Below are 18,214 nucleotides of genomic sequence, written 5' to 3'. Positions count from 1 at the left end.
AGTTCACCCTCGCCAGCGCAACTCACTGCCCCCATATCACGGTGACAAATTCTACAGCTGCGACTCACTGATCTTCAGTCCATGACACTTCAGAGGATCTGACTGCAGATGAATTCAAAATAAGTGATGTGAAATTTATTCCATTATTATTTGGTCAGCCCCCTGAAGAATAAGAAAAAATGATTTGTCTGTGTTGTTGTTCCGGAGCGACAATCAAGGAAATGACTCTTATCCTGAACTAACAGACTGAGATACTCCATTCCCTGAATGCCAAGGGTAAATCCGCTCAGGGATTAACGACCTTAAGCCTGCTTGATGCTGGCGTAATGATGGGTGACGTACCATGAGTTCCATTTTACCGGAGCAGTTTACTAATACCACAGAGCCCGAAATTACCGGTCAGCCCGCCTATCCGAATAGCTGGCCAGAGGCTGAACTTAACTGTACGGCTATCAAATCACATCTTGAGGCCTTTCATCAGTGGCTGGGAGATGCCTTTGATGGTGGTGTGCCTGCGGAACAGCTGGTCAGTACGCGCACCGAATTTATCGACCAATTATTACAACGGTTATGGATCGCCTATGGGTTTGCTCATGTGCCAGAAACGGCACTGGTGGCCGTCGGCGGCTATGGTCGTGGTGAGCTCCACCCCTTGTCAGACATTGATTTACTGGTACTGAACCGCCAGCGTCTTTCCCCTGCTCAGGCGGAAAAAATTGGCGAGCTACTGACATTGCTTTGGGATATCAAACTTGATGTGGGGCATAGTGTTCGTACCCTGGAAGAATGTCTGCTGGAAGGATTATCTGATTTAACTGTTGCCACCAACCTTATTGAGTCCCGGCTAGTCATCGGTGATGTGGCACTGTTTCTCGAATTACAAAAAAATATTTTCAGTGAAGGATTCTGGCCTTCAGCGACCTTTTTTGCCGCAAAAATTAACGAACAGACTGAGCGCCATAAACGTTATCACGGCACCAGCTATAATCTTGAGCCCGATATTAAAAGCAGCCCCGGTGGATTACGGGATATCCATACTCTGCAATGGGTGGCGCGTCGCCATTTTGGCGCCACTTCCATGCGTGAAATGGCAGATTTTGGTTTTATCACCGACGCGGAACGCAAAGAACTGGATGAATGTAAGCATCAGTTATGGCGCATTCGTTTCGCTTTGCATCTGGAGATAACGCGTTACGATAACCGCTTACTCTTCGATCGCCAGCTCAGTGTGGCAAAGCGGCTGGGTTATCATGGTGAAGGAAATACCCCCATCGAACACATGATGAAAGACTTCTATCGTGTGACAAGACGGGTCAGCGAGTTGAACCAGATGCTACTACAATTATTTGACGAAGCGATTCTGGCTCTGGATACCAGTGAAAAACCGCGCCCACTGGATGATGATTTTCAGCTCCGCGGCACATTAATAGACCTGCAAGACGCCACACTGTTTGCTCGCAAACCTCAGGCTATTTTGCAGATGTTTTACTTGATGGTTCGTCATCAAGAAATTACCGGCATCTACTCCACAACGCTACGTCATCTGCGCCATGCGCGGCGTTATCTCAAGCATCCCCTTTGCACCATCCCTGAAGCACGTAAGCTCTTTCTTGCTATTCTGCGCCATCCTGGGGGCGTCAGTCGCGCATTATTGCCGATGCATCGCCACAGTGTACTTTCCGCCTATATGCCCCAGTGGTCGCATATCGTCGGGCAGATGCAGTTTGATCTGTTCCACGCTTACACGGTGGATGAGCATACTATTCGAGTGATGTTGAAGCTGGAGAGCTTTGCTGACGAAAATACCCGCCCACAACATCCGTTATGCGTTGATATCTGGCCCCGACTGGCGCAGCCTGAACTGATTTTAATGGCGGCGCTGTTTCATGATATTGCTAAAGGGCGTGGTGGTGACCACTCCGTACTCGGCTCACAGGATGTGCTGAGTTTTGCAGAACTGCATGGGTTAAATTCCCGGGAAACTCAGCTGGTTTCCTGGCTGGTGCGTCAACACTTATTGATGTCAGTCACTGCCCAACGCCGTGACATTCAAGACCCGGAAGTGATAAGACAGTTTGCCGAAGAGGTAAAGACTGAACCTCGGCTACGTTATCTTATCTGTCTGACTATTGCCGATATATGCGCCACAAATGAAACCCTGTGGAATAGCTGGAAGCAAAGTTTGCTGGGTGAACTCTATTTTGCGACTGAAAAACAGCTACGTAGTGGAATGCAGCATAGCCCTGATATGCGTGAACGAGTGCGTCATCATCAGCGACAAGCGCTGGCGCTACTGCGTATGGATAATATTGATGAGGCTGCGTTGCACAATGTATGGGCACGTTGTCGGGCAAACTACTTTGTGCGCCACACTCCCACACAAATCGCCTGGCATGCCCGTCATCTGCTAAACCACGATTTAGATAAGCCGCTAATTTTGCTCAGTCCACAGGCTACACGTGGGGGGACCGAAATATTCATCTGGAACCCAGATCGCCCCTATCTGTTTGCCGCCGTTTGCGCGGAACTCGACCGACGAAACCTCAGCGTACATGATGCACAGATATTTACCACGCGTGATGGCATGGCAATGGATACTTTTATTGTTCTTGAACCGGATGGTAATCCCCTTTCCAGTGATCGCCATGCGTTAATTAGCAAAAGTCTGGAAGAGGCTATCACTCAAGTGGTCTGGAAACCGCCTTTCCTACGACGCCAGTCTGCAAGGCTGCGCCATTTTACCGTCGATACCGAAGTCAAATTTTTACCCACACATACCGAAAAACGCACCTTTTTAGAGCTGATAGCCCTTGACCAGCCAGGTCTGCTGGCAAGAGTCGGAAAAGTGTTCGCTGACCTGGAAATCTCACTGCATGGGGCCAGAATTACGACAATTGGTGAACGAGTAGAAGATTTATTTATAATCGCGACGGCTGACGGACGTGCACTTAATAATGTGCTGCAATATGAAGTGCAGCAACGGTTGACAGCAGCCCTTAATCCAAACGATAAATAACAGTCTTTTATTTTTACCTTCACTCTTCAGCGTGTTGATTGTTTTTTGTTCTGAAGAGTAAAGCGTAACGTCACTCAGGAAACTTGATAATGCAGCAGTTACAGAACGTCATTGAATCCGCTTTCGAGCGCCGCGCTGAAATTACTCCAGCAAACGTAGACACCGTGACCCGTGAAGCGGTGAATCAGGTTATTGCCCTGCTCGATAGCGGTGCTTTGCGTGTAGCGGAAAAAGTAGCAGGTCAGTGGATTACCCACCAATGGTTAAAAAAAGCTGTTCTGCTCTCATTCCGCATTAATGATAATAAAGTCATCGAAGGAGCGGAAAGCCGCTATTTCGATAAAGTACCGATGAAATTTGCTGACTACGATGAAGCCCGCTTCCTGAAGGAAGGCTTCCGTGTTGTGCCACCCGCAGCCGTACGTCAGGGTGCATTCATCGCCCGCAACACTGTCCTGATGCCATCTTATGTCAATATCGGGGCCTATGTTGACGAAGGTACTATGGTAGACACTTGGGCCACTGTCGGCTCCTGCGCCCAAATAGGTAAAAACGTTCACCTGTCTGGTGGTGTCGGCATTGGTGGCGTTCTGGAACCACTGCAAGCCAACCCAACGATCATCGAAGATAACTGTTTTATCGGCGCACGCTCTGAAGTTGTTGAAGGGGTCATTGTCGAGGAAGGTTCTGTTATCTCCATGGGTGTTTACATTGGCCAAAGCACGCGTATTTATGACCGTGAAACCGGTGAAGTGCACTACGGACGTGTACCTGCTGGCTCCGTTGTTGTTTCTGGTAACTTGCCATCAAAAGATGGAACTTACAGCCTGTATTGTGCTGTGATTGTTAAGAAAGTCGATGCAAAAACCCGTGGTAAAGTAGGTATCAACGAATTATTGCGCACCATTGACTAAGTTTTTTACGCAAAAAAGCGGGGTAAACCCGCTTTTTTTGTCTAAGAGACTGGCGGAATAATGTCGTTCTGTTAATGATCTAGTCATTATTGAAAGGGAGGAGTTCCGCATATGTACGATAACTTAAAAAGTTTGGGTATCACCAATCCGGATGAGATAGATCGTTATAGCCTGCGTCAGGAAGCAAATAACGACATTCTGAAGATCTACTTTCAGAAAGATAAAGGCGAATTTTTTGCTAAAAGCGTGAAGTTTAAGTACCCGCGCCAGCGTAAAACTGTGGTCGCAGATGGCGTTGGCCAGGGCTTCAGAGAAGTGCAGGAAATAAGTCCAAACCTGCGTTATGTTATCGATGAGCTTGATCAGATTTGCCAGCGTGACCGCATCGAAGTGGATTTGAAACGTAAAATCCTTGACGATCTGCGCCATCTGGAGTCTGTCGTGGCCAATAAAATTTCTGAGATTGAATCTGATCTGGAAAAACTGACCCGTTCCAAGTAGGCCATGATTTCTGCAAAGCATAAAAAGCTGCGTACGCGGTAATGCTTGTCAGTTAAGCCTTTGAAGGTGGCCGCAATGCATCGCGTTGCGGCCTCTTTTTTACCGTGAGCGGTGTCCCTGCATCGCCCAGGAAGTGCCAACCCTGCGGCCATATTCACTCTATACTTGTTAGTATTTGTGGCAATCTTCCCGACGACACGCCCGACAGGATACTCAGCTGGCTTATCAGATACAGCGCCAATTGTTGGGAAGGCTGTACAGCACCAGCATGATGAACCTCTGCAGATTATAAACCAGTACGATGCCCCATGATGCCTGCCGGATTTTTATTTATCAGTATCCGTTCCAGGTTCCAATTCTCCTGCCCCCGGTTCTGTCGCCTGCCACTGACAGTAACACTTCACGATATCGACTTCCGGGTACCGGAGCAGCTCACGGTCTCTGCACGATTTTACCGTTCACCTCTTTGCTTATCAGTCGGATTGTCAGCGCCGACTGGACACCACTCCTTTTTCACCTGTGGTAACAACCTCAGCTCAACCCGCCCCCGTACGGGGCACAAAAACCTTTGCCCATGATTGCCGGGGAGTGATTCGGCGTCTGTCCTGCGGGCAGGCAGGTAAGGTTAATCTTCAGCATCGACAACCACTGCTCCCCACCAGACTCGGGGCTGTCCGGCCCGGAGAAAGCCGATCTGACAGAGCTGCAAAGATATGAGACGCAGCGGTATAAAAAAATCCGTAATCTCCAATGAGATTACGGATTATTACACCGCCATCTAATCGTTCAAACGATTAGGTCAGGCTAAACTGAACGGCATTACGTACATGCCTTTCTTGTAACTTATTTATTGCATCAGCAGATACAGGGTATTGTCACCACGCTCAATATTCAGTGCCAGTACAGAAGGTTTATCGTCCATAATTTTGCGCAATTCGGCAATGTTATTCACTGCTTGCTGGTTAACACCGATAATCACATCACCCTTTTTCAGACCAATACGTGCAGCAGGTGAACCTGCTTTCACTTCAGTGACCTGAACCCCTTTCTGATCTTTACCACTACGGTTGCTCATTTCAGCCCCTTCAATACCGGTAAAGATAGTGGCAGAGTCGACCTGAGTCTGGCTGCTTTGCTGCAGTTCCAGTGTGACAGAAATCGCTTTACCGTCACGCAGTAAACCGAGGGTGATTTTACTCCCCACAGGCATTGACCCAACTTCCGCACGCAGAGCGGCAAAACTGCTGATAGCCTTACCATTGATACTGGTGATCACGTCCCCTGCTTTAATACCGGCTTTCGCCGCAGAAGAGTTAGCCATGACCTGGCTTACGAACGCACCACGCTGAGCATCAACTTTCATCGCTTTTGCCAACTCAGAGTTCAGCTCAGTTCCCATGATCCCCAGTTCACCACGACGAACTTGACCGTATTCAACCATCTGAGATGTCAGGTTTTTAACCATGTTACTTGGGATAGCAAAACCAATACCAATGTTCCCGCCGTCGGGAGCCAGAATCGCCGTGTTAATACCAATCAACTCACCGTTCAGATTGACCAGTGCGCCACCAGAGTTACCCCGGTTAATCGCCGCATCAGTCTGGATAAAGTTTTCGTAATTTTCAACATTCAGGCCACTGCGCCCCAGAGCAGAGACGATCCCGGATGTCACCGTTTCCCCCAAACCATACGGGTTACCGATAGCAACAGTGTAGTCACCAACACGCAAGGCATCAGAGTCTGCGATTTTTATCGCCGTCAGGTTTTTAGGATCTTGCAACTGTAACAGTGCAATATCAGAACGTGGATCTTTACCTACCACTTTGGCATCAAATTTGCGACCGTCGCCCAGCTGGACTTTAATCACGTTAGCATTATCCACAACGTGATTGTTGGTCACAACATAGCCTTTGGTGGCATCAATAATGACACCGGACCCTAAAGCAGAGAATTTCTGTGTGGCTTCGCTACCATCCGGACCACGACCGCCTCCCTGACAGAAAGGAGAGCTCTGGAAAGGTGACCCCTCCTGGCAGAATGGTGAATTATCACCAAAAAACTGCTGGAAATTACGAGATGAACGTTGTGAATTGGCCGGCGCATTACCTTCAATAGTGATACTGACGACAGATGGCATGACCGTTTCAAGCATCGGGGCCAGGCTTGGTACTGGCTGCGCCGCAGTGACAGCAGCATTGCTTTCTGCCGCTAAAGCAGACATAGGGCTCAATGCCAAGCCCAAACTCATTGCCAGTGCACTCATTGCTAATGTGGTTTTTCTCATGGATTCACTCTCAAATTTCAAGTCAATAACTCTTGTTGTTCACATTACTCTAAGAGTGATATTTAATACCGAAGTTCAGATATTAACCCACTGGAAAAAGTAAAAAAATATTGTCTGTCTTTACAAAAGGAACAGACGATTTATTCAACAGCCATCAAGCGCCGATACTCATCCCACGCATATAAATCAGTCATTCCACTCACATAATCTTGTATCAAGCGTGAACGGTAATAATATTCCCAAATACCAAAATCGTCCGCCGATGGCATCAGTTTAGCCACGGCTTCAACATATGCAACCTTATGTTTTATAGATAATTTATGGAACAACCTTGTTTCTATTGGATGTTTCGATAATCTGTCATGGCGAACTAAAAGGGAAAACTGTGCTTCTGAAAGCTCAAGTAAAGGGCTGTAAATATCCAGTAAGCCTTTGATCACCCTGTAGCCCTGGAGTTCAAGCTGTTCCACTTCCGGGTGATTAAAGACATGATGTATTGCCACCTGCTTATAAATCCCCAGTAACTGAGAAAATGGGCTGTCGTCTTCCAGTAATGCCTGATTAAACTCACCAGAATAGATGTGTTCAAGATTATCAATAAAACGTTGTGCCGCGTAGGGTACGAGCTGATTTAGGGTATTAACCCGTAAGTACATGAAAAACTGATCGACATCGCTATGGGGAATGGTAAACGTGCGCGATTTTGCCCAGGCTGCATGGATGACCTGCTCAAACAAATCTCCAGGCTGATGGTTTTGCCAGGCATTGTGCAGGTGCTGATACAGCTGTTCAACGCTAAAGATACGCTTTTCTACCGCATCTTCTAAATCCGCCACACAGTAAGAAATATCGTCAGCGGCTTCCATTATCCAGGTTAATGGGAAACGGTTAAATTCATCAAGTTCAAGTGCTGCACGCAGCTTTTCAATATAACGTTCTTCTGAAAGATAAAAGCCAGGTTTCTTCATCAGATAACTCCGGCTTTCAGGGATCGGGCCCGCAAACCACGCAGGACGAGTATATTTCAGAATACAGCCTACCTGGGCCCAGGTTAAATTAAGTCGAAGCAAACTGTGGACAAGACGGACGCCCTGAGCATTACCTTCAAACTGGCAGAGATCCTGACGCACCTTAGCACGCAGAGTATTTAATGCGGTTTCCCCCTCCCTCAGGCATAACAGGGGCACCTCACAGCGATCGTTTGGTGTCATTATGTCGTTATGCCGCAGCGGATTTAAACGCTGACAAAACCAGTCCCTAATGGCTGACTCACCAAAATGACCAAAAGGTGGATTACCGATATCGTGCATCAGGCAAGCCATTTCAACAATACTTTCAAACGGGTCTGTCAGTTCAGCCAGCCCATATTCCAGCAGTAGCTGATGCTCTTTCAAACGACTGAGGATCTCTTTCGCGATATAACGCCCTACTTGTTGAACTTCCAGCGAGTGTGTCAGTCGGGTGCGTACTGAAGCATTACGCTCCAGCGGAAAAACCTGTGTTTTCTGCTGTAAGCGACGTATTGCAGGGGAGTTCACAATACGCCCACGATCACTTTCAAACAGACGTGCAATATCATGCTCACTCTGTAACCCTTCAGGTGAACGAAAGCAGCGATGCCAGTTTATTTTTACCCGAAAATCTATGTCACCCATGCCCACTCCTGCTAGCGTGAAAGGAGGTTAAATACACTGATTTATCCCTGAATAGCCCAATGTTTTGTCGATTGATTTTAAAAAATAACTAAAAAAATCAAATTATTAAAATCAATACTGACACGCTTCAACTAAAAACATGGTATTTTTCACAGGTCACCCGCAATCTGCGGTTACATGCCATGTTAGACTATTGCCTAAAATGACATCATTTTCTATCACATTAGCGAGTATATCTATGAAAGTAGGCATTATTGGAGCCATGGAAGAAGAAGTGACGCTACTGCGTAGCAAAATTGAAAATCGTCACACTCTGAACCTTGCCGGGTGTGAAATCTATACCGGTACACTTAATGGTGTCGAGGTTGCACTCCTGAAGTCTGGTATTGGTAAAGTCTCAGCCGCCATGGGTGCAACATTACTACTTGAGCACTGTAAACCTGATGTAATTATCAATACGGGGTCTGCTGGTGGTCTGGCTCAGAGCTTGAAGGTGGGGGATATCGTCGTTTCTGATGAAGTACGCTACCATGATGCCGATGTTACTGCTTTTGGTTATGAAATCGGTCAGATGGCCGGCTGCCCGGCAAGCTTTGTCGCCGATACTAAACTTATTGCTGCAGCGGAATCCTGTATTAGTGAGCTCGGCTTAAATGCAGTACGGGGATTAATTGTCAGTGGTGATGCATTTATCAATGGTGCAGAGATGCTGGCCAAGATTCGCCATAACTTTCCAAATGCTATCGCTGTAGAAATGGAAGCCACCGCTATCGGTCACATTTGTCATAATTTTGGCGTACCTTTTGTGGTCGTTCGCGCCATTTCCGATGTGGCTGACCAGGAGTCTCATCTCAGCTTTGAAGAGTTTCTCTCCCTGGCTGCGAGCCAATCCACTCTGATGGTCGAAAAACTGGTGCAGAACCTGGCCCATGGTTAATTCTGTTTGCAGGCGTCTGGCTGGCGCCTTTCTCGTTATGTTCCTCCCGGGACAATTACTGGCCGCACCAAGGGTTATCTCGCTCTCTCCCGGTAATACTGAGCTCGCTTTTGCCGCGGGTATCACGCCGATAGCCGTCAGCACTTATTCAAACTACCCCCCGGAAGCGGAAGGTATTGAACAAGTGGCAAACTGGCAAGGACTCAACTTTGAACGTATCGTGGCACTTAAACCCGATATTGTGCTGGCATGGCGTGGAGGGAATCCTCAGCGACAAGTCTCTCAGATAGAGGCGCTGGGCAGCAAAGTTATCTGGCTGGACTTAAAGAGCGTCGCTGATGTTGAAGCCGCACTACGCCAACTGGCACCTTTCAGCCCAACGCCAGAAAAAGCCAATCAGGCGGCGGATCAGTTAGCGCAGGAATTTGCCGAGCTCAAAGCTCGCCATAAGACCAGCAAGCCGAAAAAAGTATTCCTGCAGTTCAGCCAACAGCCTCTCTTCACGACGAATAATGACTCCATCCAGAATGAAATTGTCAGTATGTGCGGTGGGGAGAATGTGTTTGCCAATAGCCGTGTACCCTGGCCGCAAGTCAGCCGTGAACAGGTATTAGTCCGTAAACCACAGGCAATTATTATCGCCGGTGACAGCAGAAAAGCTGAGGCCGTAGAAAAAAACTGGAAAGAGCAGTTATCGGTTCCAGTGATTGCCATTGATGATGATGAATTTACGCGAAGCGGGCCACGAATTATTTTGGCAGCAAAACAGCTGTGCGAGGCGCTGGATAAGCTTTAACAATGTAAAGACGCTGGCAGGGAGAAGGAATTGATGATTAAGCAGGAGTGATCGCAATACTGCTACTAAGGGATAACATTGACGCAAAATACCCATCGGGTCCTTTATAGCTTATCGCTACACCTACACATAAAATATGGCTAGAAGGGTTATTTGCCATTGTTCTAACAGGCAAATAACCCTGACTACATTTAGCTTATAACCGTCTCTTCAAGTAACTGCATCCATTTTTTATTTTCTATAGATGCCGTTTTATCAACATTAGGTGGAACAAATCCAGGCAGGCTGTTTGAGCTGCCAGGCGAAGCCACCACCGGTTTTACCGGCTGCACTTCTGGCCACTTCTTCACTCCACCATTATGATCTTTCGACGGGGTGTTTGCGCCATTATTTCCCTTGCCATCACCTTTTGGTGAAACAAATCCAGACAGGCTGCTTGAACTGCCTGGGGAAGTCACCACCGGTTTTGCCGGCTGCACTTCTGGCCACTTCTTCACTCCACCATTATGATCTTTCGACGGGGTGCTCGCGCCATTGCTTCCCTTGCTATCACCTTTTGGAGGAACAAATCCAGACAGGCTGCTTGAACTGCCTGGGGAAGTCACCACCGGTTTTACCGGCTTCACTTCTGGCCACTTCTTCACTCCGCCATTACCATTATGGTCTTTCGACGGGGTACCGCTTGAGCCATGGCTCCCCTTCCTGTCACCTCTTGGTGGAACAAATCCAGACAGGCTGTTTGAACTCCCTGGTGAAGTTACCACTGCTTCTGGCAGCTTAACTTCTGGCCATTTAGTTACTGGTTTCTCCGGTGTTGGTTTTTTCTCCGGTGTCGGTTTCTTCTCTGGTGTTGGCTTTTTATCCGAAGTTGGTTTTTTCTCCGGGGTTGATGTTGATTGATTTTTCGAGCCTGAATCAGATTTCTTCTTACTCGTGTCTATTCCGAGAGTAAATGAAATATCATTCCCAGCAACAACGACATCTTTTTTAACTTCGCTCAAATTATTTTTATCTGTATTTAAATCACCATTTACATTCTGGCTAACAGTATTACCAACGGAAATTGTTGCTTTCTGATCTTCTTGATAATCAATTTTGTCACTTGTATTAACGTAACCATTAACCGTAGGGCTACCTTTTAATGTTAAGCCGCCACCACCTCCGGCAGAAATTCCCTCTTGATTAACCGTATCGCTCAGACTGTTAGCATTGATATCGCCAGCAACATTAACGGTACCCTCCCCTGATTGAGAGATAATATTCCCCCCTGTAATATTAAGATCATTACCCGTTTTAATATTCAACTCGCCGGTAGTATTTATACCAGACTGCTCTGTTGTTGTTTTAGATTCATAATTCTCATAGCCTTGTCCATAGCTACCCGATGCTGTAGGGATAACACCAGAAGTTGAAACAGCTGCACCAATCGATGCCCCCCACTGCTCATTATTATCACCTCGATTAACCTCATCCTGAACGCTGGTAATATTTAAATTACCACCGACATCAATATCTGCAGAATCACTCTTAATATTAGCGCCAGTGAGAGACATATCACCACCAGTTTTAATATTAACTTTATCACCGGAAATCTGACTGTTTGTATGTGAAGTACCGGATTCAACTGAAGAGAGTTGTGAACCACTGTAATCAAGAGACACACCAACACCGGCACCAGTCATACCCGCAGAGGCACCAAGACTAACCCCGGCAGAATGTGATTCGGATGATGACGATTCGGTATATCCATTTTTCGCTGAATTTACGGATAAATCACCACCGATATCCATATCGATATTATTCCCTTGCATATCAACGCCATTCAACTCAGCATTATTCTTGGTATTAATTTCGATATTATTACCTTTAATAGTACTAATATTCTCACTCGATGTCGTTGACTGCGTTGTTTCAGAAGTCTGATCCCATCCGATGCTTACCGAGCCTCCGAGAGCATCACCAAAATACATATTAGAACCAGTACCAGCAAGCTCTAAACCTGTTAATAACCCATCAGTTTGTTTATCATCGACCGCTTGCTCAATTTTATTTGCTGTTTTATCTACACCATCAATCCAATCGGAATGTCCTTCCCCCTTAATACCAACAAATGTTTCTTCATGGGTAACAGTTTTACTGGTGACATCCTCATATTTAGTTGATTTTAGTTCATCAGCATCAATCTTAACTGTGTCGCCCGCCAAGTCAGCGCCACCGATATCAACAGTTTTATCAGCCTGAATAGTAAGATCACCACTAAAATTCAGTGATGCATTATTATTTTTAACACTGTTCTCAGTCGTTGTTGTTGTTTCGGTCTTAACACCTATTTTAAAACCACCCGTTTCTGTTGTCGGAGCCGCACCAGGACGGACATGGCCAGCATTAGAGATTTCAGATTCTTTGTTATCATGAGCACCTTTCTGAGAAACAGTTTCAGTATCACCCGCACTGTATGATTCATGGTTAACTGATTGGCCAAAACCATTAGCCCCGGCAGATACTAAGAAACCAGATGATGATTCAATAACTTCTGAATGGGTATAATCCTGGGTTGCCTGAAGATCGACATTTCCACCGGCAGTAATAGAACCAGATGTACCACTGTACTCCCCACCTTTCATCACGATATCGTTGGAGGAATTAATATTTAAATTACCTCCCGCTTTAACTGAAGACTCAACACTGGTCGCTGATGCCGTTGTTGTTTCTTTGCTATTAGTGGTTAACAGACCGGATGTCGAGTACTCACTATCATAAGTGGAATTAGTTTCGTATATATTATTAAAATTAACATCACCATCTTTTGCAGTAATGGAAATATCTTTATCTGATTCGATATCTACAGCATTAACATTGACATTATTACCACTTATATCAATATTGCCCCCTGCCGATACACCGTCATCATAGAGATGAGCAACTTTCTTACCGGTCTCGTCATAACCCATACCAGCCGTTAAGGTCACATCCCCTTCTTTGGCGTCAACCTTCATATCATTACCAGCCTTCAACGAAGCACCGGAATTATGAATATCTCCTTTTTCAGAGACAAGAGACAGATCGCCCCCGGCTTTAATGCCACCATTTTGGCCTACCGAAGAGTTCACAATATTGGATTCAGCATGTATATCAATGTTTCCGCCACTTTGAATCGAGCCATTAACATTATTGACTTCAGTTGCATTGATATCGATATTGCCGCCAGCAGAAACAGAAGCTGAGGCATTATTTGAATCATTGTTTATCTGCTCAATGGTCGATGGTGCTAAATAAATTCGAGGAGCAAGAACCTGAACACCATCAACTTCTTCAGTAACGAACCAGATAATATCTTTATCCAGATTTTTAACCTGTTCCTCTGTTAAAGGCTGCCCAACAACAAAATCATCAGCGCCGTTGACATCCCCCGCATTATCCATTAACTGTTTCGTTAAATCTGCGCCTTCAAGTCCATCACGTGTTAAGAAAAATGTTCCGACGGAATCATCAATTTCACGACGAATAACCTCACTAATGAAATAATTATCACCTAAAACAATTACAGGTTTGTCTGATTCATAACCTACTTGCTTAAAGAAGTAATCTGAACCATAAAATGCATTTTGATCGATAAATTCAGGGCGCGTCTCATAAAGCACATAAATATTATCCTGAGGGTTAGGGTTAGGTTGTAAATTAGCCGCACCACCTAAAATATTATGATTAGGTGCAAATAACCCGGGCATGTTGATCATATCTTCATAAGTGCCGGAAGTTGTAATACCTGACGGGCTGTCCAGCCATGCAATTTCTTTTTTACTGGTTGAAACTTCATAAGCTGAACTATTGCTTTGAATCTCCTTATCATCTACCTTTTCAGTAACGACATGAGCATTACTTTCTTTATCCAGTGCTAATTCTTTATCCAGGCCATTATTAAAACTGCCGTCTTTATGAACTAAACTGCCGCCAGCAGCAATAGAGCTATTTTGCTCCGAAACAGCATAGAACTTAAGGTTATGATATTTTGCCTGCCCGGATTCAGCATCAATTTGGTTTAACTCCCCCCACTCTTTATATAAATCCTCTTGACTCTTGGCCTTCCATGTACTACCAAACAGTTGGTTCATGAATTTATCGAGAACATTAATTTTACCTTCACTTACATCCACATTTTTTGTGGCTTTTAAGAAACCATCACTAGATTCCGGGTTTAAAATAAAATCAATGAAGCCATATAATGTATCAAATTCTCTTTTCTTACGGCCACCACTGCTCCCTAAACTATTTTCCCAGTGATATGTAAGCGTTAATGGAGGATCAAGTTTTGCATTTAAAATATAGTCATAACCGATATCCATACTAATCGCTTTATTTGTCAAATCACCACGAATAAACATATCGCCACCTGATTGAATCTGCCCCCCTTGATTCAATACCTGCTGACCGCTCTGATATTTATTATCTTTATTAATGTTAATATTTTTCTTAGCAGAAATACTTGCCTTATCTTTAATTTCGATATGGCCAATTGGTGATGGAACAGAACCAGACAGTTGGAAATATTCCGTCGAGAACCAACCACTCCCTTTTTGACTGTATTGGCTATTTATAATTTGAGGATTCTTATAACCCCACTCTGAACTATCCGCATCAATAGTTGTAATATTTTCTAAGTTTTTAGCTTCAATATTAATATCATTTTCAGAACGAATCTGGCCGCCAATATTCTTGACATTATAAGCAGTGATATTGATATCATTCATGGCCATAACACTCGCTTTCTCTCTATTAGAGAAAGTACCGTTATCAGTAACTATATTAACATTTTTACTGGAGAAAATTAAAGCACCGGAGGAGTTAGTAATATCACTGTCGGATTGCAACAGAATGTTGTTACCACTCAAAACACCTTTATTATTAGTTATACTCCCCGTAGCAACCAGCTGAATAGCGGCAGGTGACTCTAATACCTCATCAATTGTGAGCGAACCATTACTTTCTAAAGTTAACACGCCATTTTTATTTCTAACGCTAAAACTGCCAGAATCTACGTTATAAACATAGTCACTATTAATTTTGAAATAGACTTCATTAGCCGCTACAATTGTACCGCCATTATTATCAATGCTTTTATATACATTAATACTTACTTTATCATTTGAGTCTATCTTAGAATTATTATTAGAAATACTATCAGCTTTTATAGAAATGCTTTTATCAGCTTCTATTTTGGAATCGCTACTATTAGTTATTTTACCAGATGCCGTCAAGTCAATATTTTCAACTGCATATAAAATAGATTTATCATTATTTATAATATCAGCATTAATTTCTAAATTACCAACTGACATCACTGAGGAACGATCCCCCGCAGAATCCGTAGACACGTTATCGAATCGATTAACATTAAGGTAAATATTATCTGCATCGATGAAAGAGTCCTCATTTTTCAAATAGATGACATCATCAGCTTTGATATTATTTGAAGCTTCGATATGACCATTCAGCTCATTTAATATTTCACTCACTTTCTGAAATAGAATATCTTTGCCAGCAAAGATTACACCACCTTGATTAAGCAACTTGCCAATATTGATGAAAAATACATTGCTATCTGAAGAAATCTCCCCCTTATTATTAATGTCATTAACTTCATCAAAAACCATATCATTATTTGATGAAATCAAACTTCCGGTTTCATTATCTAAAGATTTGATATTTTTAAAAGAAAGCTTACCATTTTCTGATTTGATTTGTGCTTTAGCAGCATTTCTTATTTCATTAACATTCTCAATGGTTAAATCACCATCAGAATAAATACCACTGGCATTATCATTATCACCTGAGTTATCCAAATGATTAACATTATCAATTTTTATACTACCGGAAGATATAATAAAACCATTATCATTAGTGACATTGTTCACATTAGAAATAACAGTTTCACGACCAGAATTAATGCTTCCTGAATTCAAGAGAGATTCAGAGTTTGAAATCAGCAAACTATCTGTTGATGTTATTTTTGCAGCATTAGTGTTATCAATACTTTGAATATTACTTAACTCAACATTCCCGCCCTGAATAACGGCACCTTCACCATCATTTTTTAAAGTGCCCGTGTTTTCTATTATTAGATCCTTGCTTGACAAAATAGAGCCTTTATTACTGACCGACTCTAAATTATCTAATTTTACATTTTCACCTTGCAATGAACCACTATTGCTAATATTCGTAGATCCATTTCCAGAAAGTAAAAGATCATCCCCTGCCATGATGCTGCCATCATTATCTAATGAATTTACAGAAGATAAAATAACACTATTTTCTGCAGCGATTCTTTTTTTATTATCAATTAACTTAGAATCAATAGAAATATCATTATTAGACAGTAATTCACCACTATTGGTTAAACGCCCACTCTCTTGCTTGATATTTATATTGTTACCCTGTATAACGCCAGAGTTATCAATATTGCCTTTTGCTGTAATTATTAACCCACCATCTTTTGATGTCATTCTCCCATCATTTTTTACAGTTCCGGCATCTAAAATCAGACTGTCACCCGTGATAGAACCTGAATTGACAAAATTGGATAAGTTGATGCTTATGTTTTTTTGAGTACCAATAGTGCCTTTATTATTTAGCTCACCAGAAGTTATAAACATATCACCGGCTGCTGAAATAGCACCATCATTATTGAAAAGATCTTTGATATTAAAGACGATGCTATTTTTTTGGGAGATTAGTACTCCATTTTCATTGTTTAGCTTCCCTGCATTAATTTTAATATTACCAGAATCATTAATTACAGTAGCAGTTGAAGTCACTGTGGCATTATTAATTACATTTCCACTCTTGTCATACACAATATAATCACCATCATGTAAAACAATTTTTGCATCTGGTATTTTTTCACCATTACTATTTATCGCATACAGTGAACCTTTTATATTATAATCACCTTTAACATTGATGATTATAGAGTCAACTTGTGCTGAATGATCCGATTTATTAACGAAAATGCCCGCTGCTTGCTGCAAAAAAGAATCAGCTAATATAGTAACCTTCCCACTATCTGATACTAAATCGGAAGACAACAAAAGATGATTATTAGCTTCAATATTTATATCATTTTTTGCTAAAACTGCAGCTGTTCCGTTTTTACTCCCGCCAAGGCTGACATTATTTCCTTTTAATGAAACAGAATCATTTTTTGATTGTAACGATGTTAACTTAAGATCACCATTGGCTGAAATATCTAAAGATGCCTGAGATACGATACTACCAAGGTGATGTACACCAACACCGCTATCAGTACTAATTAGTTCAACTCTATTACCATAAATAGAGCCTAACTCACTCCCATCAATAGCAACAAGAGGTCGAGAATCATCCTGCCCATCAATCGCCTGATGTTTACGGGTTGATGTATTATATTTATTAGCTCCTGCTAACAATTTAACATCAGCAGCACCGGCAATCTGACCATCCAGTTGAATAGCTCGGCTGACTATATCAAAATGAGATAATCCATCAGTAGAGATTCCATTCCCAGATATTTGTACTTGGCCTTTTTTTACATTGAGTAAAAATTGCCCATTTTCTTGTTCAATACGCCCAGTGCTCAATGTAAGATTATTGGCATTTAGTGTTTTAACTCCATTGACCTGAATACCATTTTCATTAGCAATGATCAGATCAGCACTCTTACCAAATACTTCCATGGTGCCATTTAACTGAGTTCCCTTAACGCCACCAACTTCATTAATAATCACATTGGCTTCATTATTTAGGTTATTATTTTTAATAACATAACCACCAATCTGACTTACACCATCATTTTGACTATTATTAAAAATAACGCCATTTTTATCGACATTAAACTCTTGGTACTTATTATGTGAAACACCATTGGCATTTGGATCTACAATATTAATGGTTGTTGTACCATTAGCTGATTTATCTATATTGAGATTGCCTGCATTATTATCTGGCACAATAGCTGAAAACACATCGATAGGTAATATTGATGTGGCAATCGCTAAGTAAACGGGTGAGAATTTAAAGGCTTTTTTTCTAAAAGAATATGCCCGACTATTTGAATCAGATTGCTTCATTTTATATAT

The 18,214-nt window shown here is 43.1% G+C and carries 8 protein-coding genes; 5 read left to right on the top strand and 3 right to left on the bottom strand.

Annotated elements, in window-relative coordinates:
- The first annotated feature begins 343 nt into the window (after nt 1–343).
- The 3 genes from glnD to JK154_RS09135 all read left to right on the top strand — a co-directional run bounded on the left by glnD (nt 344) and on the right by JK154_RS09135 (nt 4,431).
- Nucleotides 344–3,016, top strand: coding sequence for a bifunctional uridylyltransferase/uridylyl-removing protein GlnD (gene glnD / locus JK154_RS09145; RefSeq protein WP_211992205.1), 2,673 nt, complete (start codon nt 344–346; stop codon nt 3,014–3,016).
- An 89-nt stretch (nt 3,017–3,105) separates the two neighbouring features.
- Nucleotides 3,106–3,930: a 2,3,4,5-tetrahydropyridine-2,6-dicarboxylate N-succinyltransferase gene (gene dapD / locus JK154_RS09140; protein WP_211992204.1), complete on the top strand. Its 825-nt coding sequence runs from the start codon at nt 3,106–3,108 to the stop codon at nt 3,928–3,930.
- Between the two features lie 111 nt (nt 3,931–4,041).
- Nucleotides 4,042–4,431 carry a DUF3461 family protein gene (locus JK154_RS09135; protein ID WP_211992203.1) on the top strand — a complete coding sequence of 130 codons (390 nt, stop codon included), beginning with the start codon at nt 4,042–4,044 and terminating at the stop codon, nt 4,429–4,431.
- 847 nt (nt 4,432–5,278) lie between these two features.
- Here the strand turns inward: JK154_RS09135 and degP are convergent.
- Nucleotides 5,279–6,715, bottom strand: a complete 1,437-nt coding sequence (gene degP, locus JK154_RS09130) for a serine endoprotease DegP (protein WP_211992202.1) — start codon at nt 6,713–6,715, stop codon at nt 5,279–5,281.
- A 140-nt stretch (nt 6,716–6,855) separates the two neighbouring features.
- On the bottom strand, nt 6,856–8,370 hold the full coding sequence (gene dgt / locus JK154_RS09125) for a dGTPase (RefSeq protein WP_211992201.1): 1,515 nt from the start codon (nt 8,368–8,370) through the stop codon (nt 6,856–6,858).
- A gap of 238 nt (nt 8,371–8,608) precedes the next feature.
- On the opposite strand from dgt, the gene mtnN reads away from it, so the two are divergent.
- Together mtnN and btuF are read left to right on the top strand one after the other, a co-directional pair.
- Nucleotides 8,609–9,307: a 5'-methylthioadenosine/S-adenosylhomocysteine nucleosidase gene (gene mtnN / locus JK154_RS09120; RefSeq protein ID WP_211992200.1), complete on the top strand. Its 699-nt coding sequence runs from the start codon at nt 8,609–8,611 to the stop codon at nt 9,305–9,307.
- Nucleotides 9,300–10,103, top strand: coding sequence for a vitamin B12 ABC transporter substrate-binding protein BtuF (btuF, locus tag JK154_RS09115; RefSeq protein ID WP_211992199.1), 804 nt, complete (start codon nt 9,300–9,302; stop codon nt 10,101–10,103). The genes mtnN and btuF overlap by 8 nt, the downstream gene beginning before the upstream one ends.
- Before the next feature lie 191 nt (nt 10,104–10,294).
- On the opposite strand, the gene JK154_RS09110 is transcribed toward btuF, so the two are convergent.
- Entirely contained in the window at nt 10,295–18,205 is a 7,911-nt protein-coding gene (locus JK154_RS09110; RefSeq protein WP_211992198.1) for a hemagglutinin repeat-containing protein, read from the bottom strand.
- Between the last annotated feature and the right edge of the window lie 9 nt (nt 18,206–18,214).

The sequence above is a fragment of the Citrobacter sp. JGM124 genome, assembly GCF_018257795.1.
Classification (GTDB): Bacteria; Pseudomonadota; Gammaproteobacteria; order Enterobacterales; family Enterobacteriaceae; genus JGM124.
The sequence above is the reverse complement of the archived record's forward strand: the minus strand, read 5'-3'. Positions and strand labels throughout refer to the sequence as shown.

Bases quoted from the DNA above. Each gene is read 5' to 3' on its own strand.
- glnD (WP_211992205.1), top strand. From the start codon at position 344: ATGAGTTCCATTTTACCGGAGCAGTTTACTAATACCACAGAGCCCGAA.
- dapD (WP_211992204.1), top strand. From the start codon at position 3,106: ATGCAGCAGTTACAGAACGTCATTGAATCCGCTTTCGAGCGCCGCGCT.
- JK154_RS09135 (WP_211992203.1), top strand. From the start codon at position 4,042: ATGTACGATAACTTAAAAAGTTTGGGTATCACCAATCCGGATGAGATA.
- degP (WP_211992202.1), bottom strand. From the start codon at position 6,715: ATGAGAAAAACCACATTAGCAATGAGTGCACTGGCAATGAGTTTGGGC.
- dgt (WP_211992201.1), bottom strand. From the start codon at position 8,370: ATGGGTGACATAGATTTTCGGGTAAAAATAAACTGGCATCGCTGCTTT.
- mtnN (WP_211992200.1), top strand. From the start codon at position 8,609: ATGAAAGTAGGCATTATTGGAGCCATGGAAGAAGAAGTGACGCTACTG.
- btuF (WP_211992199.1), top strand. From the start codon at position 9,300: ATGGTTAATTCTGTTTGCAGGCGTCTGGCTGGCGCCTTTCTCGTTATG.
- JK154_RS09110 (WP_211992198.1), bottom strand. From the start codon at position 18,205: ATGAAGCAATCTGATTCAAATAGTCGGGCATATTCTTTTAGAAAAAAA.